Origin of the sequence: Pseudomonas sp. B21_DOA (assembly GCA_030544685.1) — a bacterium.
GTDB lineage: Bacteria > Pseudomonadota > Gammaproteobacteria > Pseudomonadales > Pseudomonadaceae > Aquipseudomonas > Aquipseudomonas fluorescens_AO.
Genome location: CP086683.1, coordinates 868,982 through 892,272 on the forward strand (window position 1 = coordinate 868,982; position 23,291 = coordinate 892,272).

The 23,291-nt window shown below is 61.1% G+C and carries 18 protein-coding genes and 2 pseudogenes; 11 read left to right on the top strand and 9 right to left on the bottom strand.

Going from position 1 to position 23,291, the window contains the following annotated elements:
- Positions 1-2: 2 nt before the first annotated feature.
- The 3 genes and pseudogenes from LJU32_04190 to LJU32_04200 form a co-directional block, all read right to left on the bottom strand.
- Positions 3-2,286: pseudogene (locus LJU32_04190) on the bottom strand (ABC transporter permease subunit).
- A gap of 220 nt (positions 2,287-2,506) precedes the next feature.
- Positions 2,507-3,504: pseudogene (locus tag LJU32_04195) on the bottom strand (phosphate ABC transporter substrate-binding protein PstS).
- Positions 3,505-3,736: 232 nt separating this feature from the next.
- Positions 3,737-5,035 (bottom strand): MFS transporter, encoded by a 1,299-nt coding sequence (locus LJU32_04200; GenBank protein ID WKV89589.1) that lies wholly within the window; start codon positions 5,033-5,035, stop codon positions 3,737-3,739.
- Positions 5,036-5,412: 377 nt separating this feature from the next.
- Between LJU32_04200 and LJU32_04205 the strand changes: the two genes are divergently transcribed.
- Complete coding sequence (locus LJU32_04205) at positions 5,413-5,817, top strand: acyl-CoA thioesterase (protein WKV89590.1); 405 nt, start codon at positions 5,413-5,415, stop codon at positions 5,815-5,817.
- A 57-nt stretch (positions 5,818-5,874) separates the two neighbouring features.
- Positions 5,875-6,774 carry a D-hexose-6-phosphate mutarotase gene (locus tag LJU32_04210; protein WKV89591.1) on the top strand — a complete coding sequence of 300 codons (900 nt, stop codon included), beginning with the start codon at positions 5,875-5,877 and terminating at the stop codon, positions 6,772-6,774.
- Between the two features lie 210 nt (positions 6,775-6,984).
- Here LJU32_04210 and LJU32_04215 read toward each other — a convergent pair whose 3' ends face one another.
- From LJU32_04215 to LJU32_04235, 5 genes are all read right to left on the bottom strand, one after another.
- The gene (locus LJU32_04215; GenBank protein WKV89592.1) at positions 6,985-7,521 is read right to left on the bottom strand and encodes a DUF3299 domain-containing protein; all 537 of its coding nucleotides are present in this window, start codon (positions 7,519-7,521) and stop codon (positions 6,985-6,987) included.
- A 47-nt stretch (positions 7,522-7,568) separates the two neighbouring features.
- Positions 7,569-7,859: a GlsB/YeaQ/YmgE family stress response membrane protein gene (locus LJU32_04220; GenBank protein ID WKV89593.1), complete on the bottom strand. Its 291-nt coding sequence runs from the start codon at positions 7,857-7,859 to the stop codon at positions 7,569-7,571.
- A 109-nt stretch (positions 7,860-7,968) separates the two neighbouring features.
- Positions 7,969-9,051: a 5-(carboxyamino)imidazole ribonucleotide synthase gene (locus LJU32_04225; GenBank protein ID WKV89594.1), complete on the bottom strand. Its 1,083-nt coding sequence runs from the start codon at positions 9,049-9,051 to the stop codon at positions 7,969-7,971.
- A 10-nt stretch (positions 9,052-9,061) separates the two neighbouring features.
- Positions 9,062-9,553, bottom strand: coding sequence for a 5-(carboxyamino)imidazole ribonucleotide mutase (gene purE, locus LJU32_04230; GenBank protein WKV89595.1), 492 nt, complete (start codon positions 9,551-9,553; stop codon positions 9,062-9,064).
- 331 nt (positions 9,554-9,884) lie between these two features.
- Positions 9,885-10,793 carry a LysR family transcriptional regulator gene (locus LJU32_04235; protein ID WKV89596.1) on the bottom strand — a complete coding sequence of 303 codons (909 nt, stop codon included), beginning with the start codon at positions 10,791-10,793 and terminating at the stop codon, positions 9,885-9,887.
- 180 nt (positions 10,794-10,973) lie between these two features.
- Here LJU32_04235 and LJU32_04240 point away from each other — a divergent pair, with 180 nt between their 5' ends.
- From LJU32_04240 to LJU32_04265, 6 genes are all read left to right on the top strand, one after another.
- Positions 10,974-12,398 (top strand): aspartate ammonia-lyase, encoded by a 1,425-nt coding sequence (locus tag LJU32_04240; protein WKV89597.1) that lies wholly within the window; start codon positions 10,974-10,976, stop codon positions 12,396-12,398.
- Between the two features lie 558 nt (positions 12,399-12,956).
- Positions 12,957-14,405 carry an alanine:cation symporter family protein gene (locus LJU32_04245; protein ID WKV89598.1) on the top strand — a complete coding sequence of 483 codons (1,449 nt, stop codon included), beginning with the start codon at positions 12,957-12,959 and terminating at the stop codon, positions 14,403-14,405.
- 170 nt (positions 14,406-14,575) lie between these two features.
- Positions 14,576-15,580, top strand: coding sequence for an asparaginase (locus LJU32_04250; GenBank protein ID WKV89599.1), 1,005 nt, complete (start codon positions 14,576-14,578; stop codon positions 15,578-15,580).
- Positions 15,581-15,751: 171 nt separating this feature from the next.
- The gene (locus tag LJU32_04255) at positions 15,752-16,747 is read left to right on the top strand and encodes an AraC family transcriptional regulator (GenBank protein WKV89600.1); all 996 of its coding nucleotides are present in this window, start codon (positions 15,752-15,754) and stop codon (positions 16,745-16,747) included.
- 155 nt (positions 16,748-16,902) lie between these two features.
- Positions 16,903-17,928, top strand: coding sequence for a histone deacetylase family protein (locus LJU32_04260; protein ID WKV89601.1), 1,026 nt, complete (start codon positions 16,903-16,905; stop codon positions 17,926-17,928).
- A complete protein-coding gene (locus tag LJU32_04265) occupies positions 17,925-19,019 on the top strand; it encodes a polyamine ABC transporter substrate-binding protein (protein ID WKV89602.1) in 1,095 nt (364 codons plus the stop codon). The genes LJU32_04260 and LJU32_04265 overlap by 4 nt, the downstream gene beginning before the upstream one ends.
- Before the next feature lie 197 nt (positions 19,020-19,216).
- On the opposite strand, the gene LJU32_04270 is transcribed toward LJU32_04265, so the two are convergent.
- The gene (locus tag LJU32_04270; GenBank protein ID WKV89603.1) at positions 19,217-19,435 is read right to left on the bottom strand and encodes a hypothetical protein; all 219 of its coding nucleotides are present in this window, start codon (positions 19,433-19,435) and stop codon (positions 19,217-19,219) included.
- 92 nt (positions 19,436-19,527) lie between these two features.
- Between LJU32_04270 and LJU32_04275 the strand changes: the two genes are divergently transcribed.
- Genes LJU32_04275 through LJU32_04285 form a run of 3 tightly spaced genes read left to right on the top strand, consistent with a single transcriptional unit; the run spans position 19,528 to position 23,288 of the window.
- Positions 19,528-20,010, top strand: coding sequence for a hypothetical protein (locus tag LJU32_04275; GenBank protein WKV89604.1), 483 nt, complete (start codon positions 19,528-19,530; stop codon positions 20,008-20,010).
- Positions 20,007-20,954, top strand: coding sequence for a hypothetical protein (locus tag LJU32_04280; protein ID WKV89605.1), 948 nt, complete (start codon positions 20,007-20,009; stop codon positions 20,952-20,954). The genes LJU32_04275 and LJU32_04280 overlap by 4 nt, the downstream gene beginning before the upstream one ends.
- A gap of 48 nt (positions 20,955-21,002) precedes the next feature.
- Positions 21,003-23,288 (top strand): hypothetical protein, encoded by a 2,286-nt coding sequence (locus LJU32_04285; GenBank protein ID WKV89606.1) that lies wholly within the window; start codon positions 21,003-21,005, stop codon positions 23,286-23,288.
- Positions 23,289-23,291: the final 3 nt, after the last annotated feature.

Here is a 23,291-nt window from a genome sequence, read left to right on the forward strand (position 1 = left end):
GCTTAAAGCGACGAGTATTTCTTGCGCAGACGCTGACGAATCAGTTCTGCCAGGGTGTTCATGACGAAGGTGAACAACAGCAGCACCAGCGCCGAGAGGAACAGCACGCGGTAGTGGCTGCCACCGACCTCCGACTCGGGCATTTCCACCGCGACGTTGGCGGCCAGGGTGCGCAGGCCTTCGAACAGGTTCATCTCCATCACCGGGGTGTTGCCGGTGGCCATCAGCACGATCATGGTTTCGCCGACCGCACGGCCCATGCCGATCATCAGCGCCGAAAAATCCCCGGGCTGGCGGTCAGGATCACCACGCGGGTCATGGTCTGCCATGGCGTCGCACCGAGGGCCAGCGAACCCAGGGTCAGACCGCGCGGCACGCTGAACACGGCGTCTTCGGCGATCGAGTAGATGTTCGGGATCACCGCGAAACCCATGGCCAGACCGACCACCAGAGCGTTGCGCTGGTCGTAGGTGATGCCCAGGTCATGGGAGATCCACATGCGCATGTCGCCGCCGAAGAACCAGTTCTCCATGAACGGGCTCATGTACAGCGAGAGCCAGCCCACAAACAGGATCACCGGAATCAGCAGCGCACTTTCCCAACCGTCCGGGACTTTCAGGCGGATCGATTCAGGCAGACGACTGAAGGTGAAACCGGCGACCAGAATGCCGATCGGCAGCAACATCAGCAGGCTGAAGATGCCCGGCAGATGCCCTTCTACATATGGAGCCAAGAACAGACCGGCGAAGAAACCGAGGATCACCGTCGGCATCGCTTCCATCAGCTCGATCACCGGTTTGACCTTGCGGCGCATGCCCGGCGCCATGAAGTACGCGGTGTAGATCGCCGCAGCGACGGCCAGTGGCGCGGCCAGCAGCATGGCGTAGAACGCGGCTTTCAGGGTGCCGAAGGTCAGCGGCGAGAGGCTCAGTTTCGGTTCGAAATCGGTGTTGGCCGCCGTCGATTGCCAGACGTATTTAGGCTCGTCGTAGTTCTCGTACCAGACCTTGCTCCACAGCGCGCTCCACGATACTTCCGGGTGCGGGTTGTCGAGCAGCAACGGCTGCAGCTTGCCGCCGGCTTCGACGATCACTCGGTTGGCGCGTGGCGACAGACCGAACAGGCCCTGGCCTTCAACCACCTGATCGACCAGCAACGTGCGGTGTGCGGTGCTGTGGAACACGCCGAGCTTGCCGCTGGCATCGAGGGCGAGGAAGCCTTTGCGGCGCTCTTCGGCAGCGATTTCAACGATTGGCGTGGTGCCCATCTGGAAGGTGCGGATCTGCTTCAGGCGCAGCTCGCCATCGGTGTCACGGGCCATGAACCACTGCGCCAGACCACCCTTGGAGTCACCGACGATCAGCGAAATGCCACCGACCAGTTGCGTGGTGGCAGTGACTTCGGCGTCAGCATTTTCCAGCAACTTGTAACGCCCGTTGAGGCTCTTGTCGCGCAGGCTGAACACGTCGGCCTGGGCGCGCCCGTTGACTACATACAGCCACTGCTGGCGCGGGTCGACGAAGATGTTTTTCACAGGCTCGGTCATCTGCGGCAGATCGATACGCTTCTGCTCGTTGGTGACTTCGCCTGTCATCATGTTTTCTTCGCTGGTCAGCGACAGCACATTGAGTTGCGAGCCAGTGGAGCCAACCAGCATCAGTGTCGAATCAGTGGCGTTGAGGCTGACATGTTCCAGCGCACCGCCGCTCTCGTTCAGCGCAATCGGCGCCTCGCCGTACGGGTATTCGATGGCCGGGCTGATGGTTTTCTTACCGTCCGGGTAGCTGACTTTATAGGTATGACGGAACACCAGCGCCTGACCGTTGGACAAGCCCACGGCCACCAGCGGATGACCCGGCTGGTCTTCGCCAATGGACGTTACGCTGGCACCGGCCGGCAATGGCAGATCGACGCGCTTCAATTCAGCGCCACTGTCGATATCAAAAAACAGCGCCTGGCCCTTGTCGGAAACGCGCATGGCCACCTGATTCTGCTCTTCGAGCGAGATCATCAGCGGCTTGCCGGCGTCCTGCATCCAGGCCGGGGTGATCGAGTCTTTCGCAGTCAGGTCAGCGCCTTGAAACAACGGCGCGACGACGTAAGCGAGGAAAAAGAAAATCAGGGTGATGGCCGCGAGCACCGCCAGGCCGCCGACGAGGACGTACCAACGGGTGAAGCGATCCTTGAGCGCACGAATACGGCGCTTGCGTTGCAGCTCAGGCGTATTGAAATCAATGCGCTTGGGAGGGAAGTCGTAGTCATTGGGGAATTGGCCAGATCATTCATGCGCACACCCTAGCGATCCTGTATGACAGAAAGATGACAATGCAGTGACGCAGCAAATCCGCCAGCCGGAAGTCCGGCAGCGGAGTCGAAAATTTGGTGGTTGCAGGAGCGCGTCTGTTCGCCAAAGCGTCGGGTCAGTCACATTTATGCTGCATGTGACCACCCCTTCGCGAGCAGGCTCGCTCCCACAGGAGTCCGGCTTCAGGCCGGCCTCAGGGTGTTACTTCTTGGCGACTGCGCCGCCTTCCTGCAGACCGAGGTCAGCCAGTGCTTTGGCAGCAACCTTGGCTGGCAGCGGGATGTAGCCGTCTTTCACTACCACTTCCTGACCCTGTTTCGACAGCACCAGCTTCACGAACTCGGCTTCCAGCGGGGCCAGAGGCTTGTTCGGGGCTTTGTTGACGTAAACGTAGAGGAAGCGCGACAGCGGATACTTGCCGTTCAGGGCGTTTTCTTCGGTGTCTTCGATGAAGTCAGTGCTGCCTTTCTTGGCCAGCGGTACGGTTTTCACGCTGGCGGTCTTGTAACCGATGCCCGAGTAACCGATGCCGTTGAGCGAGGAGCTGATCGACTGCACTACCGACGCCGAACCTGGTTGTTCGTTGACGTTAGGCTTGTAGTCGCCTTTGCACAGGGCTTCTTCCTTGAAGTAGCCGTAGGTGCCGGATACCGAGTTGCGGCCGAACAGTTGCACTGGCTTGTTGGCCAGATCGCCGGTCACACCCAGGTCGCCCCAGGTTTTCACGTCGGCCTTGGCGCCGCACAGACGGGTCGACGAGAAGATCGCATCAACCTGTTCCATGGTCAGGTGCTGGATCGGGTTGTCCTTGTGCACGAACACGGCCAGGGCATCCACGGCAACCGGAATGGCGGTTGGCTTGTAGCCGTATTTCTGCTCGAAGGCCGCCAGTTCGGTGTCCTTCATCTTGCGGCTCATCGGGCCCAGGTTAGAGGTGCCTTCGGTCAGCGCAGGTGGCGCGGTAGCCGAACCTGCAGCCTGAATCTGGATGTTGACGTTCGGGTATTCTTTTTGTAGTTCTCAGCCCACAGGGTCATGAGGTTGGCCAGGGTATCGGAACCGACGCTGGACAGGTTGCCCGACACACCAGTGGTCTTGGTGTAGCTCGGGATAGCAGGGTCAACAGCGGCGAACGCGTTGGCAGTCGCAACGCCAGCAGCGACAAAAGTCATTGCCGCCATCAAACGCTTCAGTTTCATGCCTTACTCCTAGCAGATAGGGTGTGTTAAGTCGGGGCCAAGTATCAGCAGGCCATGTGAACACTCTATGGCTGAAATATGACAATTGGATGAAAGGCCAGTATGTCGCGCAGATCGTTCCCACGCTCCGCGTGGGAATGCCGCCAGGGACGCTCCGCGTCCGCTTCCAGAGGTGACGCAGAGCGTCACGGGATGCATTCCCACGCAGAGCGTGGGAACGATCAGCCGTTAATCAGCGGCCGTTTTTCCAGAGCCACGCACCGACCACCATCCCCACGCCGCACAACACCGCTACATAGTAAGCCGGCCCCATCGCGCTTTCCTTGAGCAGCAGGCTCACCACCATCGGCGTCAGGCCACCGAAGATTGCGTACGCAACGTTGTAGGAGAACGACAGCCCACTGAAACGCACCACCGGCGGGAACGCCTTGACCATCACGTACGGCACTGCGCCGATGGTACCGACCAGCAAACCGGTCAGTGCGTACAGCGGGAACAGCCAGTCCGGGTGGTCGGCGAGGCTGTGGTAGAAGGTCCAGGAGCTGATCAGCAGGCCCAGGCAACCGAACACGAATACGCGACCGGCGCCGAAGCGATCAGCCAACGCGCCGGCGCCAATGCAGCCGAGGCTGAGGAAGACGATCGCCAGACTGTTGGCTTGCAGCGCCGTGGTCGCCGAGAAGTGGTAGACCGTTTGCAGCACGGTCGGGGTCATCAGGATCACTACGACGACGCCGGCCGACAGCAACCAGGTCAGCAGCATCGAGATGGCGATGGCGCCGCGATGATCACGCAACACTGCGCGCAGCGGCACTTCTTCGGCCAGTGCCTTGCGCATTTGCAGCTCGGCGAACACCGGTGTCTCGTGCAGCCAGCGGCGCAGGTACACCGAGAACAGGCCGAACACGCCGCCGAGGAGGAACGGGATCCGCCACGCGTAATCCGCCACTTCGGCTGGCGTATAAATGCTGTTGATCGCCGTGGCGACCAGCGAGCCGAGGAGGATGCCGGCAGTCAGGCCGCTGGTGAGGGTGCCGCAGGCGTAGCCGATGTGCTTTTGCGGTACGTGTTCGGAAACGAAGACCCACGCCCCCGGCACTTCACCTCCAATCGCCGCGCCCTGGATCACCCGCATGAGCAGCAACAGGATCGGCGCCCAGATGCCGATCTGCGCGTAGGTCGGCAGCAGGCCCATGATCAGCGTCGGCACGGCCATCATGAAAATGCTCAGGGTGAACATCTTCTTGCGCCCCAGCAGGTCACCGAAGTGCGCCATGACGATGCCGCCCAACGGCCGCGCCAGATAGCCCGCAGCAAAGATGCCGAAGGTCTGCATCAAGCGCAGCCACTCGGGCATGTCGGCAGGAAAGAACAGTTTGCCGACGACGGTGGCGAAAAAGACGAAGATGATGAAATCGTAGAACTCCAGCGCCCCGCCGAGGGCGGACAGCGACAGAGTCTTGTAGTCATTGCGGGTCAACGGTCGTGCGGGTTGCTCGGGCTGCGCGAGGCTCGAAGGCGCTGTGGTCATGGCAAGGGCTTCTCTTATAGTCGAATCTGTCGCCACAACAACGCTGGCGGTGGCTTGGACAGGTTCGGCACCATAGCAAATTGTTCGAAAAAGCACATAGAGGCGCGTAATTGACGGTCGAAATCAGAACCGGGTGGTCGTCGCGGGGTCTATCGACCGATATACTCGCCACCTGCGCAGGATTTGTAAGAGGTTACTGTGCGAAAACGTTGTTGGCCCGTCCTTTGCTCGGGATTTAGCCTTTTTCGCAGAGTTTCCCTTTAGGCGCCTGATGGAAAACGTGACGAACGCAGTGTGTTCGGTGTTGAATCGTTTTTCTTGAAGACGGCTACCACCCGCAATACCCACGAAGAGTCACGGGTCAGAGGCCCCTCGGCATGATAGAGCTCGAACAAGAAGATCCGATCCCACAGGGCGACCTGGCCCTGCAAATCACCGCCCTTCCGCGCGAAACCAACGGCTTTGGCGATATTTTCGGCGGCTGGCTGGTCGCGCAAATGGATCTGGCCGGCACCGCCATGGCCAGCCGCGTTGCCGGCGGTCGCGTCGCCACTGTCGCCATTGACCGCATGGCGTTTCTCGTCCCGGTCGCGGTCGGCGCGCAGCTGTCCTTTTATACCCAGACCTTGGAAATCGGCCGCAGCTCGATCCAGATGATGGTCGAAGTGTGGAGCGATGACCCACTGTCCAGCGAATGGCGCAAGGTCACCGAAGCGGTTTTCGTTTTCGTCGCCATCGACGGCAGCGGTCGCACCCGTTCGGTGCCGCCACGCGCGCGTTAAACCTCGCCGCCGTTTTGCGGTCGATAGTCGTCCCCAGTGTCTGATCGAGAGTTGCCCATGAACACGCCCAACGTTGAAGCCGTCAAACAGGATGAACTGAACTGCTGGCGCATCCGCCACGGCAAGGCCGAAGTGCTGGTGGCCCAGCAAGGCGCGCACATCCTCAGTTATCAGATCGACGGCCAGCCGCCGATCATCTGGCTCAACGACAAGGCCGAGTTCAAGACCGGCAAGAGCATCCGCGCCGGCGTGCCGGTGTGCTGGCCGTGGTTCGGCAAGTTCGAACGCAACCCGCACAGCGTGCAGGCCATGTACACCGGCGAGCAACCGGCGCCCGCGCACGGTCTGGTGCGGGCGATGGACTGGGAGTTGGGCAACATCGAATCAGAGGCTGACGGCATCAAGGTCGAATTCAAGCTGCCCTACCCGGAAGGTGGCCTGCCGGGCTGGCCCCACGAGGTCGATCTGACCCTGACCCTGCATCTGGCGGATCAACTGCATTACAGCCTGACCAGCCATAACCGGGGGACTGACAGCGTCACGCTGAGTCAGGCGCTGCACACCTATTTCGCCGTCAGTGATGTGCGTAACGTGCACGTTGATGGTGTCGCCGGGCTGGATTACATCGAGACCCTGGATGACTGGAATACAGCCAGCCAGAGCGGCGATCTGCATTTCAGCGGCGAGACCGACCGCATCTACCTCGATGCTCCGCCGCAGCTGAGCATCGTCGATCCGACCTGGGAGCGGCGCATCGTGCTGACCTCGACGGGCTCGCGCACGGCGGTGATCTGGAACCCGTGGATCGACCGCGCCGCCGCATTGTCGGACATGGACAACGACGGCTGGCAGCGCATGCTGTGCATCGAAACGGCGAATGTGATGGATGATCTGGTGACCCTGGCGCCGGGGGCGAGCCATACCATGGGTGTCAGCGTAGCTGCTACGCCGCTCTAAGCTCTAGCACCATACAAAAGGGCAAAGAGCCCTGTGGCGAGGGATTTATCCCCGCTGGGTCGCGCAGCGGCCCCCGCTTTTTCTAAATCAAAAGCTGGGGCCTGCTGCGCAGTCCAGCGGGGATAAATCCCTCGCCACAGATAAATCCCTTCACCACAGATAAATCCCCTCACCAAAAAGGCTCGCTCCTAAATTTATGTGCGGCGCGCTTTAGAGGTCAGCCTCCTGCACCACCCGCACTTTCTCCGCCTCCAGCGCATACGCCGCATCCGCCAAGTCATTGCTGACCTTCTCGATCTTCAGCGTGCCGGTCACCCACAGCGGCGTGTAGATGTCGTCCAGCTTCAAGCCCTTGGGATATCGCACCAGCACCAGTTGATTCGGCGGCGGTGGCGGCACGTGGATGCAGGCGCCCGGATACGGCACGAGGAAGAACAACGTGCTGCGGCCCTTGGCATCGGACTCCAGCGGCACCGGGTAACCACCGATGCGGATGTGTTTGTCATTCATCGACGCCACGGTTTTTGTCGAATACATCACCGCTGGCAGACCTTTGGCCTGTTTCATCCCGCCCTTCTCGGTGAAGGTGCCGGTGGCTTCGGGCGAGTTGTGATCGATTTCAGGCATGGCCTCAAGGGCCTTTTGATCCGACTTGGGCATCAGTTCCAGCCAGTCGGTTTCCGGCAGTTCGCCGGCGTGGGCGAGATAGCTGCCCAGCAAGAGGAGAGTCAACAGAAGACGGCGCATGAAGGTGCTCGGCAGGCAAAGGAATGGACGGTGAGTCGCCGCGCATTCTAGCCCTCCCGACCGCGATGGCCGAGAGGGCTTTGTCGCTTTCGATCAGTTCTTTTGATCAGACCGGAGATCACCAGCAACACGATCGCGCCGACCAGTGCGCCAAGGAAACCTGCGCCCTCGCCTGCCTGATAGATGCCCAGAGCCTGGCCGCCGTAGGTGGCCGCCAGCGAACCGCCGATACCGAGCAGGATGGTCATGATCCAGCCCATGCTGTCATCGCCCGGTTTCAGGAACCGAGCCAGCAGGCCGACGATCAAGCCGATAAAGATGGTTCCGATAATTCCCATGGCAATTCCCTCTTGATGATAGATATGCGAAGCCTAGTCAGACTTTGGCATCCTGCCATGAGAGAACGGCGGCCCCTGAATGGTTCCGCCGCTGCCACATGAAACTGTTTTACTCGGCGATCAGCGCTTCGACCTTGATGATCTGCGCCTGCAGCGTGGCCATGTCGGCGCAGCGCAGGTTGGCGTGGCCGACCTTGCGTCCGGCCTTGAACGCTTTGCCGTAGTGATGCAGATGGCAGTCTTCGATGGCGATGACTTTCTCAACCGGCGGTACCACGCCGATGAAGTTGAGCATCGCGCTCTCGCCGACCTTCGCGGTCGAACCCAGCGGCAGGCCGGCCACGGCACGCAGGTGGTTTTCGAACTGACTGCACTCGGCGCCTTCGGTGGTCCAGTGCCCGGAGTTGTGCACGCGCGGGGCGATCTCGTTGGCTTTCAGGCCACCGTCGACTTCGAAGAACTCGAAAGCCATCACGCCGACGTAGTCGAGGTGCTTGAGCACACGGCTGGAATAATCCTCTGCCAGCGCCTGCAACGGGTGACCGGTGCTGGCGACCGACAGCTTGAGAATGCCGCTGTCGTGGGTGTTGTGCACCAGTGGATAAAACTTCGTCTCGCCATCGCGGGCACGCACGGCGATCAGCGACACTTCGCCGGTGAACGGCACGAAGCCTTCCAGCAGGCAGGCAACGCTGCCCAGTTCGGCGAACGTACCGGCAACCTCTTCCGGCTTGCGCAGGACTTTCTGGCCCTTGCCGTCGTAACCCAAGGTGCGGGTTTTCAGCACGGCCGGCAGACCGATCGAAGCGACGGCGGCGTCCAGATCGGCTTGCGACTGGATGTCGGCGAAGGCCGGCGTCGGAATGCCGAGGTCCTTGAACATGCTCTTTTCAAACCAGCGATCGCGGGCGATGCGCAGGGCTTCGGCGCTTGGGTAGACCGGCACGAACTGCGAGAGAAACGCCACGGTTTCGGCCGGGACGCTTTCGAATTCGAAGGTCACCAGATCGACTTCATCGGCCAGCTGGCGCAGATGCTCCTGATCGCCGTAATCGGCCCGCAGGTGTTCGCCCAGCGCGGCCGCACAGGCGTCCGGCGCAGGGTCGAGAAAAGCGAAGTTCATCCCCAGCGGAGTGCCCGCCAGGGCCAACATGCGACCCAACTGGCCGCCACCGATTACACCGATCTTCATCTCAACAACCTCAGGCAATACGTGGGTCTGGATTGTCCAGGACGCTGTCTGTCTGCTCGGCACGGAAGGTTTTCAGTACCGCGTGGAATTGCGGGTGCTTGGCGCCGAGGATGCTCGCCGAGAGCAGCGCGGCGTTGATCGCGCCGGCCTTGCCGATGGCCAGGGTGGCGACCGGAATGCCTGCCGGCATCTGTACGATCGACAGCAGCGAATCGACGCCCGAGAGCATGGCCGACTGCACCGGCACGCCCAGTACAGGCAAGTGGGTCTTGGCCGCACACATGCCAGGCAAGTGGGCTGCGCCACCGGCACCGGCGATGATCACCTCGATGCCGCGACTTTCAGCCTCTTCGGCGTACTGGAACAGCAGATCCGGGGTGCGGTGAGCGGAAACCACCTTGACCTCGTACGGGATGCCGAGCTTTTCCAGCATATCGGCGGTGTGGCTAAGGGTGGACCAATCGGACTTGGAGCCCATGATCACGCCAACCAGTGCACTCATCGTCGCGCCTCTTCTCTCTGGAGCGCCCGCAGGCGCGTCATAAAACAACAAGCCACGCAGGTTGCGTGGCTTGATTGTACGAAAAATGGCCGGACGTGCCGGCCGAAGGCCGCGCAGTATACCGCAAAGAAAGCAATAAACAGCCCCCGAAACGACCATCTGTCAAATGAGCGAAACGCCCGGTTTTATTGACCTTGAGGTCAGCGAAAAGACATCCCCGATCCCTGTGGGAGCTGGCTTGCCAGCGATGGCGTCGCATCAGTAAAAAGAGAGGGTGACTGAACCACCGCAATCGCTGGCAAGCCAGCTCCCACAGGGTTCTTCGATGGGGTCAGGTGTTTTGTGCAGCACCGCCCTCAAGCTTGCGCCACAGCAAGCGCACGTTGGCCTTGCGCACCAATGCGCAGCGGTACAGGCGGATCTCCAGCGGCACATGCCACTGCGGGCCGCCGCACACCACCAGCTCACCGCGGGCCAGTTCGGCGCGTACGCTCAGTTGCGGTACCCAGGCAATGCCGAGGCCTTCCAGCGCCATGCTTTTCAGGCTGTCGGCCATGGCGGTTTCGTAGATCGTGGTGAAGCGCAACTGGCGCTGGCGCAGCAGGCCGTTGACCGAACGGCCGAGAAACGCCCCGGCGCTGTAAGCCAGCAAAGGCACGCTCGCCTCGCCTTCCAGATCGAACAGCGGTTTGCCATCCAGATCCGCCGCGCACACTGGCAGCATTTCCGTCTGGCCGAGATGCAGCGACGGGAAAATCTCCGGATCCATCTGCATCGCCGCGTCCGGGTCATAGAACGCCAGCATCAGATCGCAGCCGCCTTCACGCAAAGCGTGTACGGCGTCGCCAACGTTGGTCGCCACCAGCCGCGTGGCGATGTTCAGCCCTTCGTTGCGCAACTGGGCGATCCAGCGCGGGAAAAAGCCCAAGGCCAACGAGTGCGCGGCAGCGACTTGCATCACTTCACCCTGCCCGCCTTCCAGATGATGCAGATGGCGCAGCACTTCACCGAGTTGTTCGACCACGGTACGCGCGGTCACCAGAAACAACTGCCCCGCCGCCGTCAGTTCGACCGGCGTGCGCGAGCGGTTGACCAGGGTCAGCCCCAGCGCCGCTTCGAGGCTGCGGATCCGCCGACTGAACGCCGGTTGGGTCACGAAGCGCCGTTCGGCCGCCTGCGAGAAGCTGCGGGTGGCGGCCAGGGCACTGAAGTCCTCGAGCCATTTGCTTTCCAGATTCATCACGTCCTCCCGGACACGCACCAAAACAGGTCACACGTCTGCCGCACAGGCGGCGTCACACGGGCATTATGCCGAATGTGCATAGGGCAGCGCTTAACAGCATTGGCCCAAAAATCCCCACAAGCCTAGCATTCGCAGCGTTCCGGCACAGACCGGGTCCTTATCGAGATGATTTCTATCATGTCCTCCGCTGCATCTTTCCGCACAGAAACCGACCTGCTTGGCGCCCTTGAAGTACCGGCCTATGCGTATTACGGCATCCAGACCCTGCGAGCGTTGAACAACTTCCGCCTCTCGGGCGTTCCGATTTCGCATTACCCGAAACTGGTTGTGGGCCTGGCGATGGTCAAACAGGCCGCCGCTGACGCCAACCGCGAGTTGGGTCACCTGAGCGAAGCCAAGCACGCTGCCATCAGCGAAGCCTGTGCCCGATTGATCCGCGGCGATTACCACGAAGAGTTCGTGGTCGACATGATTCAAGGTGGCGCCGGCACGTCCACCAACATGAACGCCAACGAAGTGATCGCCAACATTGCTCTGGAAGCGATGGGCCACGAGAAAGGCGAATACCAGTACCTGCACCCGAACGACGACGTGAACATGGCGCAGTCGACCAACGACGCTTACCCGACGGCGATCCGTCTGGGTCTGCTGCTCGGTCACGACGCGCTGCTGGCCAGTCTCGACAGCCTGATCCAGGCCTTCGCGGCCAAGGGCAAAGAGTTTGACCACGTTCTCAAAATGGGCCGGACCCAACTGCAAGACGCCGTGCCGATGACCCTAGGCCAGGAATTCCGCGCGTTCGCCACTACCATGGGCGAAGATTTGGCGCGTCTGAAGACGCTGGCCCCGGAACTGCTGACCGAAGTCAACCTGGGCGGCACCGCGATCGGCACCGGCATCAACGCCGACCCGCGCTATCAGGCTCTGGCAGTTCAGCGTCTGGCATTGATCAGCGGCCAACCGCTGGTACCGGCTGCCGACCTGATCGAAGCGACCTCCGACATGGGCGCGTTCGTGCTGTTCTCCGGCATGCTCAAGCGCACCGCGGTCAAGCTGTCGAAGATCTGCAACGACCTGCGCTTGCTGTCCAGCGGCCCACGTACCGGCATCAATGAAATCAACCTGCCGGCGCGTCAGCCAGGCAGCTCGATCATGCCCGGCAAGGTCAACCCGGTGATCCCGGAAGCCGTGAACCAGGTAGCGTTCCAGGTCATCGGTAACGATCTGGCGCTGACCATGGCAGCCGAAGGCGGCCAATTGCAGCTGAACGTGATGGAGCCGCTGATCGCTTTCAAGATCCTCGACTCGATCCGCCTGCTGCAGCGCGCCATGGACATGCTGCGCGAGCACTGCATCGTCGGCATCACCGCCAACGAAGCGCGCTGCCGTGAACTGGTCGAACATTCGATCGGTCTGGTTACCGCACTGAACCCGTACATCGGTTACAAGAACGCCACCCGCATCGCCCGTATCGCCCTCGAAAGCGGCCGCGGCGTGCTGGAACTGGTGCGCGAAGAAGGTCTGCTCGACGAAGCCATGCTCGCCGACATCCTGCGCCCGGAAAACATGATCGCCCCGCGTCTGGTTCCGCTCAAAGCCTGAGCCGACGCGAACTTGCAGCACCGCTCACCAGGTCGAGGGACTAGACACCTCTCACCTTTTGAGGGCTTGGGGATTTTGTCCCCGAGCCCTTTTTTTAACTGTTTGATCCTGAGACCCGAATGTAGGGGGACTGAACAATATGGAGGTGAGCCCTTGTGTCAAGGGGATTTATCCCCGTTGGGCTGCGAAGCGGCCCCGATACCAACAATAAGGATGTACCAGAAACACCGCGTGCAATGGTTTACGACTGCTTCGCAGCCGAACGGGGATAAATCCCCTCGCCACAAACGCCAAGTGTTTCAAAGCTTCGTTTCGTCGCTTGCACCACTACCGTGCAGACGGGCGCGCCACTGATCGGTATAGTGCCGCCCCTCTTCGCGTGAGCGGTCGTCGGTAACGAGGCCATAACCCATGCGAAACCCGAACTAATAACAAAACCCGCGATATGGATCCGGGACGAAACCTTCGCCTCGCCCGTCGTGCCGCGCGCAGACCGGTGTAACACGATGTTTCTCCGATCCAGCATTTGCACCCACAAAAAACAGCGAGGATAAATCCATGCTCGAAGTCATCAACGACTTCCTCTCAGGGAAAGTACTGATCGTGCTCATTGTCGGGCTCGGTAGCTACTTCACGATTCGCTCGCGTTTCGTTCAACTGCGTCACTTCTTCCACATGTTCGCGGTGTTTCGCGACAGCCTCAAAGGCAGCGCCGGGCAACTCAGCTCGTTCCAGGCCTTGATGCTCAGCCTCGCCGGCCGCGTCGGTGCAGGCAACATTGCCGGTGTCGGCATCGCCGTGACCCTCGGTGGTCCGGGTGCGGTGTTCTGGATGTGGGTGACCGCACTGGTCGGCATGTCCAGCAGCTTCTTCGAGTGCACCCTGGCCCAGGTCTACAAGCGCGCCGATGGCGACGGCCTGTACCGTGGTGGCCCGGCCTACTACATCCAGCACGGGCTCAAGCTCAAAGGCATGGCGATCGTTTTCTCTGTTCTGCTGCTGGTCACCTACGGCTTCGCCTTCATTGGCCTGCAGTCCTATACCGTGACCCACTCGCTGCAGAACGCCTTTGACTTCAACCCACAACACACCGGGATTGTCCTCGCGGTGCTGCTGGCCATCACCTTTATCGGCGGGATCAAGCGCATCGCCTCGGTCTCCGACCTGCTGGTACCGATCAAGACCCTGGCCTACATCGGCGTGACCCTGTACGTGATCGGTACCCAGATCGAACACGTGCCAGCCATGCTGGAAACCATCTTCAAAAGCGCCTTCGGCCTCGACCCGGCCTTTGCCGGTCTGCTCGGCAGTGCCATTGTCATGGGCGTGAAGCGTGGCGTGTTCGCCAACGAAGCGGGCCTGGGCAGTGCGCCGAACGTCGCCGCTGTGGCTGCCGTCAAGCACCCGGGCGCGCAGGGCGTGGTTCAGGCTTTCAGTGTGTTCCTCGATACCTTCGTAATCTGCACCTGCACCGCGCTGCTGATCCTTCTCTCAGGCTTCTACACCCCGGGCTTCGAGGGTGACGGTATCGTTCTGACCCAGAACTCGCTGGCTGCCGTGGTCGGTGACTGGGGTCGCATGTTCGTCAGCGTCGCACTGTCGCTCTTCGTCTTCACCTGCATCCTCTACAACTACTACCTGGGCGAAAACAGCCTGCAGTTCCTCAGCCGCAACCGCGCTTTGCTGATGCTGTTCCGTGGCTTGGTGCTGGCGTTGGTGGTGTGGGGTTCGATGCAGGACCTGACGACGGTATTCGCCTTCGCCGACATCACCATGACCTGCCTGGCCTTCGTCAACCTGGTGGCCCTGGCCATGCTGTTCAAGGTCGGCCTGCGGGTGATGCGCGACTACGACGAGCAGCGCCGCGCCGGCGTCAAACAGCCAGTGTTTGATTCGAGCAAGTTCGCCGACCTGGACCTGGATCGCAACGCCTGGCCGGCCAACCCGCCAGCAGCAGCGGGCCAGACTGAAACTGCGCCGCAAGGCGTACCTGCAGCGCAACGCTGACAGGTGAATGACGGGCGCATCCCTGCGCCCGTCAGTTATTGTGATGCAATAACTTGTAGGAGCGAGCCTGCTCGCGATGGCGGACTTTCAGCCAACATCATTGTTGAATGACACACCGCTTTCGCGAGCAGGCTCGCTCCCACAGGACCCTCATCGTTTCGGAGAATCCTATGAGCTCGTCGACCTATCCCGCCGCTCAACACGTCATGGTGCTCTACACCGGTGGCACCATCGGCATGCAGGCCAGCGCCAACGGTCTGGCCCCGGCGTCCGGTTTCGAAGCGCGGATGCGCGACTACCTGCACAGCCAGCCTGAGCTGGTGGTGCCGCAGTGGCGATTCCGCGAAATGTCGCCGCTGATCGACAGCGCCAACATGACCCCGGCCTATTGGCAGCAACTGCGCGAAGCGGTGGTGGATGCCGTCGATGTGCAAGGCTGCGACAGCGTGCTGATTCTGCACGGCACCGACACGCTGGCGTACAGCGCGGCGGCGATGAGTTTTCAGTTGCTCGGCCTGCAGGCGCGCGTGTGTTTCACCGGTTCGATGCTGCCGGCGGGCGTGACCGACAGCGATGCCTGGGAAAACCTCGGCGGCGCGCTGGGCGCCCTCGGCCAAGGCCTGGCGCCGGGCGTGCATCTGTACTTTCACGGCGAACTGCTGGCACCGGCCCGCTGCGCGAAAGTGCGCAGCTTCGGGCGGCATCCGTTCAAGCGCCTGGAGCGTCAGGGCGGCGGCGTCAAAGCCACTTCAATTCCAGCGTCGCTGAACTATAACCAGCCGAAGCAATTGGCCAAGGTCGCCGTACTACCGCTTTTCCCGGGCGTCAGCGCAGAAGTGCTGAACGGTCTCCTCGACAGCGGCATTCAAGGCCTGGTGCTGGAGTGCTACGGCAGCGGTACAGGGCCGAGCGACAACCCCGAGTTCCTCGCCAGCCTTGGCCGCGCACGGGATAACGGCGTGGTAGTGGTTGCAGTGACGCAATGCCATGAAGGCGGGGTAGAGCTGGATGTCTACGAGGCGGGAAGCCGCTTGCGGGGCGTGGGCGTGTTGTCCGGTGGCGGCATGACCCGCGAGGCGGCGTTCGGCAAATTGCATGGCTTGCTGGGGGCCGGGCTGGAAACGGCTGAAGTGCGTCGATTGATCGAACTGGATCTCTGCGGCGAACTGAGCTGATCTGTCACAACGCAGATCCCCTGTAGGAGCGAGCCTGCTCGCGAAAGCCATGACACATTCGGCATTCGTGTGCCTGACACACCGCTTTCGCGAGCAGGCTCGCTCCCACCAAGGATTTTTGTACGGCATATAAATTGCTGCGTTCCAGCCACCTCCAGGCTGGAAGATCCCATGCTCCACTCCCACCTCACCACCCTCAACGCGGTCTCGCTGATCCTCAACACGTTCAAGGCCGAAGGCCTGTCGAGCGAGGCGCTGCTGGCTGGCAGCGGCATCGTGGCGGCGGATCTGCAGCGTGCCGATACGCGCATCACCACCCATCAAGAGATGCAGGTCTGCACCAACGCGGTTGCGCTCAAGCGTGACATCGGTCTCGAATTGGGCCGACGCATGCACGTGTCCTGTTACGGCATGCTCGGTTACGCCCTGCTGACCTGTGCCACCTTCGGTGACGCTTTGCGGCTGGCGATCCGTTATCCGGCGCTGTTGGGCACGTTGTTCGAACTGAGCCTGGAAGACGATGGCGAGCAGGTCTGGTTCGTCGCTGCTGATTACCGTGAAAGCGCGGCGATGGCGGTGTTCAACGCCGAATTCTGTCTGGTGTCGCTGAAAGTCATCTGCGACGACTTGCTCGGCCACCCGTTGCCGCTGCGCGCCACGCGCTTCGAACATGCCGCACCGGACTACCGCGCCAGCTACGCTGAACCCTTCAACTCGCCGCTGCACTTTTCGGCCAAGGACAACGCCTTCGCCTTCGACCGCCACTGGCTCGATCAGCCGCTGCCGCTGGCCGACGCCATTACCCATCAAGCGATGGCCGAGCGCTGCCGCAAGCAGAATCTGGAGTTCACCGGACGTCAGGCCTGGCTGGGGCGGATTCGGCAGTTGCTCAGCGCACAATTGAATGCCGCGCCGGGACTGGAAGGTCTGGCACAGCAGATGAAGTGCTCACCGCGCACCCTGCGTCGGCATTTGAAAGACATGGGCAGCAGCTATCAGGAGCTGCTCGATGAACTGCGCTTTGAACGGGCCAAGCAGATGTTGTGTGAGGATCAGCTGCCGATCTATCGGATCGCCGAGACGCTGGGCTTCAGCGAGACCGCGAGTTTCCGCCATGCGTTTGTGCGCTGGAGTGGCGTGGCGCCGAGTCAGTTCAGACCGCATTGATGGCTGCTCCAGGCATGAGCCTGCATGAACAAGGGGCGAATTTCGGTCAGAGGTTTTGGCCATATCGATCCCCTTTTGGCCGCTCCCGACGTTCTCCGATTCAACTTGCGCCGCAACACTGAAGGCCACCGAATCAGCCTTGCGGAGAACAACAAATGCTGACGATCTACTCAGACGATCACCACTTGCACCATGGCCGCTGCGAACTCATCGATGGCCAGCTCAAGCCGTGCTTCGAGATGCCGTCGCGTGCCGACCATGTGCTGCAACGCGTGCACAAGCAAAACCTCGGTGCGGTCGAAGCGCCGAAGGATTTCGGCCTGGAGCCGATCGCGCGCATTCACAGCCGCGACTATCTGGAGTTTTTCAAAGGTGCATGGCAGCGCTGGACCGAGTTCAACACTGACGGCGACTTGCTGCCCTACACCTGGCCGGCGCGCACCCTGCGTGCGATCAAACCGACCAGCCTGCATGGCCAGCTCGGTTATTACAGCTTCGACGGCGGCGCGCCGATTACCGCCGGCACCTGGCAAGCGGCCTACAGCGCAGCGCAAGTGGCCCTGACCGCGCAGGCTGAAATCCAGCGTGGCGCACGCGCGGCCTTCGCCCTGTGCCGTCCGCCGGGACATCACGCCGCCAGCGACTTGATGGGCGGTTATTGCTACCTCAACAACGCCGCCATCGCCGCTCAGGCCTTTCTCGATCAGGGCCACAAGAAAGTCGCGATTCTTGACGTCGACTACCACCATGGCAACGGCACTCAGTCGATTTTCTACGAACGCAGCGACGTCCTGTTCACTTCGATCCACGGCCACCCGGAAGCGGAGTTTCCATTCTTCCTCGGCTACGACGACGAGCGTGGCGAAGGTGCCGGTGAAGGTTTCAATTTCAACTATCCGCTGCCGGCCGGTTCCGGCTGGGATGTCTGGAGCGCGGCGCTGGATCAGGCCTGCGACGAGATCGATCGCTATGGCGCGGACATCATCGTCGTCTCCCTCGGCGTCGATACGTTCAAAGACGACCCGATCTCGCAGTTCAAACTCGACAGCCCGGATTACCTGGCCATGGGCAAGCGCATTGCCGCCCTCGGCAAGCCGACCCTGTTCGTCATGGAAGGTGGCTACGCGGTAGAGGAAATCGGCATCAACGCAGTGAACGTGCTGGAAGGTTTTGAACAATGAAAAAGCGACTGATCGCCTTGGCGCTGTGCGCGGCCCTGCTGAGTGCTGGCGCCCACGCCGAAGAACGCACGCTGCGCGTCTACAACTGGTTCGACTACATCACGCCCAAGGCGCTGGACGACTTCAAGGCCCAGAACAGCCAGACCAAACTGATCTACGACATCTTTGACACCAACGAAGCACTCGAGGCCAAGTTGCTCACCGGCAATTCTGGCTATGACGTGGTGGTGCCGTCCAACGTGTTCCTCGCCAAGCAGATCGAGGCCGGGGTGTTCCAGCCGCTGGATCGCAGCAAGCTGCCGAACTGGAATCACCTCGATCCGAAACTGATGAAGCTGATCGAAGCCAATGATCCGGGAAACAAGTTTGCCGTGCCGTACATGTACGGCACCATCCTCATTGGTTTCAACCCGGCCAAGGTCAAGGCAGCGCTGGGTGACAACGCGCCCGTGGACAGTTGGGACCTGATCTTCAAGGAGGAGAACATCAGCAAGCTCAAGCAGTGCGGCGTCGCCCTGCTCGACTCGCCGTCGGAGATTCTGCCGCTGGCCCTGCAGCACCTCGGCCTCGACCCCAACAGCAAGAAGCCGGCGGATTACGCCAGGGCCGAAGCGCTGCTGATGAAGATTCGCCCTTACGTGACCTACTTCCATTCCTCCAAATACATGGCTGATATCGCCAACGGCGACATCTGCGTGGCCGTCGGTTATTCCGGCAGCTTCTCGCAAGCAGCCAACCGCGCCAAGGAAGCGAAAAACGGCGTGGTGGTCGACATGCGCTTGCCCAAAGAGGGTGCGCCGATCTGGTTCGACATGCTCGCCATTCCCAAAGGCGCGAAGAACACCGAGGACGCTTACACCTTCATCAACTATCTGCTGCAACCGGCGGTGATTGCCCCGGTCAGCGATTTTGTCGGCTACCCCAACCCGAACAAGGACGCCACTGGCCTGGTCGATCCGGCGATACGCAACAACCCGAACCTGTACCCGACCGACGCTGCCATGAACACGCTGTACACCTTGCAACCGCTGCCTCGGGATGCCGAACGCGCGCGGACGCGGGCGTGGACCAAAATCAAATCCGGGACCTGATTCCCGCGCCGCATCCAGGACCCGCACACGCGGGTCTTTTTTGCCTGGCAGATCTATGTACCGCACGCGCGAACGTAGCGCCTTTTACCTTGCCGTGATCCGCCGGCTTTCGGCGCCCGACAGAGCAGGAATCACTGATGCCCGAACTCCCCACACCCAGTGCCGTCGATATCGTGACCCAACTGGTCACCGGCCCTTCACTCCATGAAGTCGCCGCGAAAACGCTGGTCCCGGCACTGAAGACGCTGTATCCCGACCTCGAGATCGATCCGCAACTGGCCATGGTCGTAGAGCCGACGTGGGAGATCGACAACGATCAGGTCTTCGCCGGTCGGCCCAACGTTGAAACGCTGACGGATGCGCTCGTACGCCTCGGCATGACCGGCAGAACCGTGACGTACCTGGACGGCGAGCACTATCTGACCCAGCAGCCCGCGTGGCCTGCCCCCGTTCAACTGCCAGTTAAAATCGAAGCGATCAGCCTGCTGCTCAATGAACTCGCCCCCTGTTGTTCATCGCTTACAAAGAACAGCACGTCAAATACTGGGATGAGTTCACCTACCCCGGGCAGCCGCGCTGGCAGCAATTGTCGCAAGCGTTGCGCAATTTATGGAAAGCCGATGCCAGCCTTGGCCGGGATGCCACTCAAACCGCCGTCGCCGAGGCGGTTTTCCGGGAGCCCGACAGACTGCAGCGCATGGCCAACGACAAATACACCACCCGCGCCTGCCTGATCGACCTCGACCGGGAGGGCGCCGGACAGAACGCACACATGACCCTGCTCGATATGGCGGTGCTGATTGGTACGGATGCACAACGTACCGTGGTTCTCACTCACGCGGTCACCCGGGGTTTCCAGTCCTTCGATTCGCTGCAAGCGCTTGGCGAAGATCTGCAGCAACGCTTCGGCGCAACCCCCGCAGATCCGAAACTCACGTGGCGGCTGGTCGAACCGCAGGGCAACTTTTTGACCATCAGGCCTGCACCTTGATTTCGCTCGAGGCCGACGCGCTGGGCAGAATCAATTTTTTTGCTGACCGGCCGCTCAACCGCGCCTATCCGCACACCGGTACCCAGGGCCAGAGCGCCGAACCAACCCCGCGCCTTGAGGAACATTTCGAACGTCTGCGACCGATGCTGCCGCCGTGGCTGAACGATGCGTCGGCCGTCGATCAGGCGCGCTACAGCCGGCATCTGCTGGACCTGACCACGGTGCAACATGAACACAACGGCAAAACGTTTCAAAGCGAGGTCATCGGCCTGCACGCATACACTCGTGATGCCCTGATGGAGCAGATGTCGAAGGACCAGCCGAGTGCCAAGGACATCAAGCTCGATGACATCGAGATTACGATCACCAGCCTCGTGGTCTGGGGAACGTTCGTATTGCCCGGCAATACCAGCACCCAGACCCTGACGTTGCCGGAACTGGCCCTGCAGAACCTTGCCGGCCTGCCATTGGGCAACAAGACCGTGAACTACAAAGCTGCCAGCTCAGCGCCTGACTGGATGACTGTGGCCTATCTGGAAAAACTGGTCAGCGCCGTGGATATCGGCAGGACCTATCCGGCGTACCTGAAGGCGCGCCTGATAGACGACGCCGATCAGGCGTCAGCCTTGAAAGCGTTATACACCGGCCAGCTACGCATCGAGCTGCCATTGCTGGCGTTGCAACACAAGATCCAGGGCAGAGCAGACATTGATGATGCGGGGTACCGCTACGTTGCAGCAGCACTGGCGGCGACCGACGCAGAACGATACGTCGATGGTCAGGAAATCGTGGTCCGTCCACTGGCCTTCGTTGCACACCGCAGCAGCTGCGCAGCCGACAGCGTGGCCAATATGTACGTCATCGGCCCGCGCGAGGTGAACAAAGGTCCCTGCCTGCTTTACCGTCCGCTCTTCGAGATGACGTTGATGCAATTCCCCGGATAGGCCAACCTCCTCTACGCGATCCAGCATTCGCGACATCTGCGCGATTCGGTGCTGGCGTGGCTGGCCGATGATGTACGTTTCAACTACAGCCAGTTCGTCTTTACCGCCAGGCTGCCATCGATATGGACAATCCCGCAGATGCTGGTCAATCCGACGACGGCTCTGGACATGTCCGGCCCGGTCGCATTGGGCACACAAGCGCTGACCGGCAATGTGCTGGACACGCTGCATGAACGCAACGTGAAGGCCCTGCTCACCCAAGCCGACCGCCAATCGGTGTCCAACGCCGAGGCACGCTGGGCCACCCTGAAGCAGGGCGGCTGGCTGATGTTCAATGCCGCTCTGCCGTTCCTGGGACGCAGCGTCGGCACGGCGGCATGGATCTGGCAAATCATGGACGATCTGCAAGAGGTTACCGATGTCGCCAACCAGCCGTCGGGCAAGGTTGCATGGACCGCAATTGCCGACATCCTCCTGGCCTTGGGCATGGTGCTCGCACATCGAGCGGCCGTTGGCGAAGCACCGCCACGTGAACGGGTGGCCCAGGCAGAAGAAGAAACAAAGCCCATCAAAGCGGCCGCCAAAGTCCCCAAAGCACTGCAACTGCCAGATATCACCAGCGCTGAACTGCCCGGCGCCCACACTACCTCCATCGACATCATCACCGCACTGAAACGGTCGCCGCAGGCACTGGCCAAGCTCCTCGACGGTTTCACCGTCGACCCTCCCAAAGGTCTCGGCGCCGCTGCAAGCAAAGGCACGCACCAAGGCCTCTACGCCCACGGTAAGACCTGGTACGCCCAGGTCGGTCGGCGCTGGTTCGAAGTGATGCGCAACGCGCTCGGCAACGTACAGATTATCGACTCGCGCCAACAACCACACCGCATCGGTCCGACGCTGGCCTATTCCGCCAGGGGCGAGTGGGTGATCGATTTGCGCCTGCGTCTGCGCGGCGGCGGCCTGGACTCGGCACTGCAAAAATCCCGGGACAGCAGGCAGGCCGTCGCGAAAGCGCTCTGCGAGAAAATTGCCAAGTTCGATACAACACTGCATACCAAGGAGACCCGCCTGAACGCCGATCGAGATGCCTTGCGCGATGCTCTGCCGCAGGCCCGTGCACAGGCACGCACCGAATATCTCGCCACACTGGATGCACAACATCAGGAGTACGCGTCGAACATTCAACAGATCAAAGAGTTGAACCTCAACCAGACTATTCCCAATTACCGCACCGTCATGACCGAGCGCTTGCAGATGCAGTTGTTTTTGGGCCAGGAGTGGCTCAGCGAGCACTCTTCTCAGTTTCAACAGAGTGTCGAGGGTATGCAGACGATGATCGCGGATGGGGCGAACGCCGATCCAGAGGCATTCAGTCTGGCGGCCGTGAGCCTGAATGACGTCACTCAAAGCATCATCGAGAAAATGGAGGCGGCACAAGCCTGCTTCGAAGAAATGAAGCTGTTGGGAAAAGACGCTGTGGAGGCAATGCGTGTGTATCAGAACGCCCTGCCGGATTACCAGTTGGATGACCTCAAGGTGCTGCAAATCAGCCTCGCCGAGCGAATATGTATCAAGCCTGGCGACACCGCGGATCATGCCAGCGCTCAACAGGCGTTGGCCGATCTGGTCGAAGACGCTGCACTGAATATCCAGAGCTCGCTGGACCTGAGCGCCGATGAAGGCCTGGGCGATCTGCGCGGACGCATTGACGCCTTGAGCAACGTTGCACAACAGTTCGACTCGGTAGACCAGCGCTTCAACGATCTGGCCAGCGAATACTCCGACCAGCTCCACACTGACCGACTCAAACATGTACAAACGCGGGTGATTGCATTCAAAGCGGCCGCCGACAAACGCCTCGCCGACCTGCTGCGCTACCGGCATTTGCTGGTGCCGCAGGCCGGAACGTCAAGGTCATCCGCGTCTGCCTCGAATCGACAGATTTTCCAGACACGATCAAAAGGCACCGTGGTCGGCGAACGCAAGAAAAGCGTCGGTGATAACACGACCGACCTGATGGAAGTTCGCGCTCCTCTGACGGGTGTCATTGCCACTTTTCACGAAGAGTCGCCCGGTGTCTGGGTCGAACAGCGAACGCCGCCTGCACCGACACCAACATCCGCAGCCGACTTGAAAAAGCGTTCGCGACGGCCAGACGCTGATCGATGGTCTGGCGGCATTCCATCGGCGCATCGAGGCGCGCCTCAAACGCGGCGCGCGGATCCCGGTGGAGGTCGAGGAGGAATACCACCAGCACGCCGCACTTCTACGCACGGCCATTGCGGCGATCGACGAAGCCCTGACCGCCAAGAACCTTACCGCCGGCCAGCATGAACC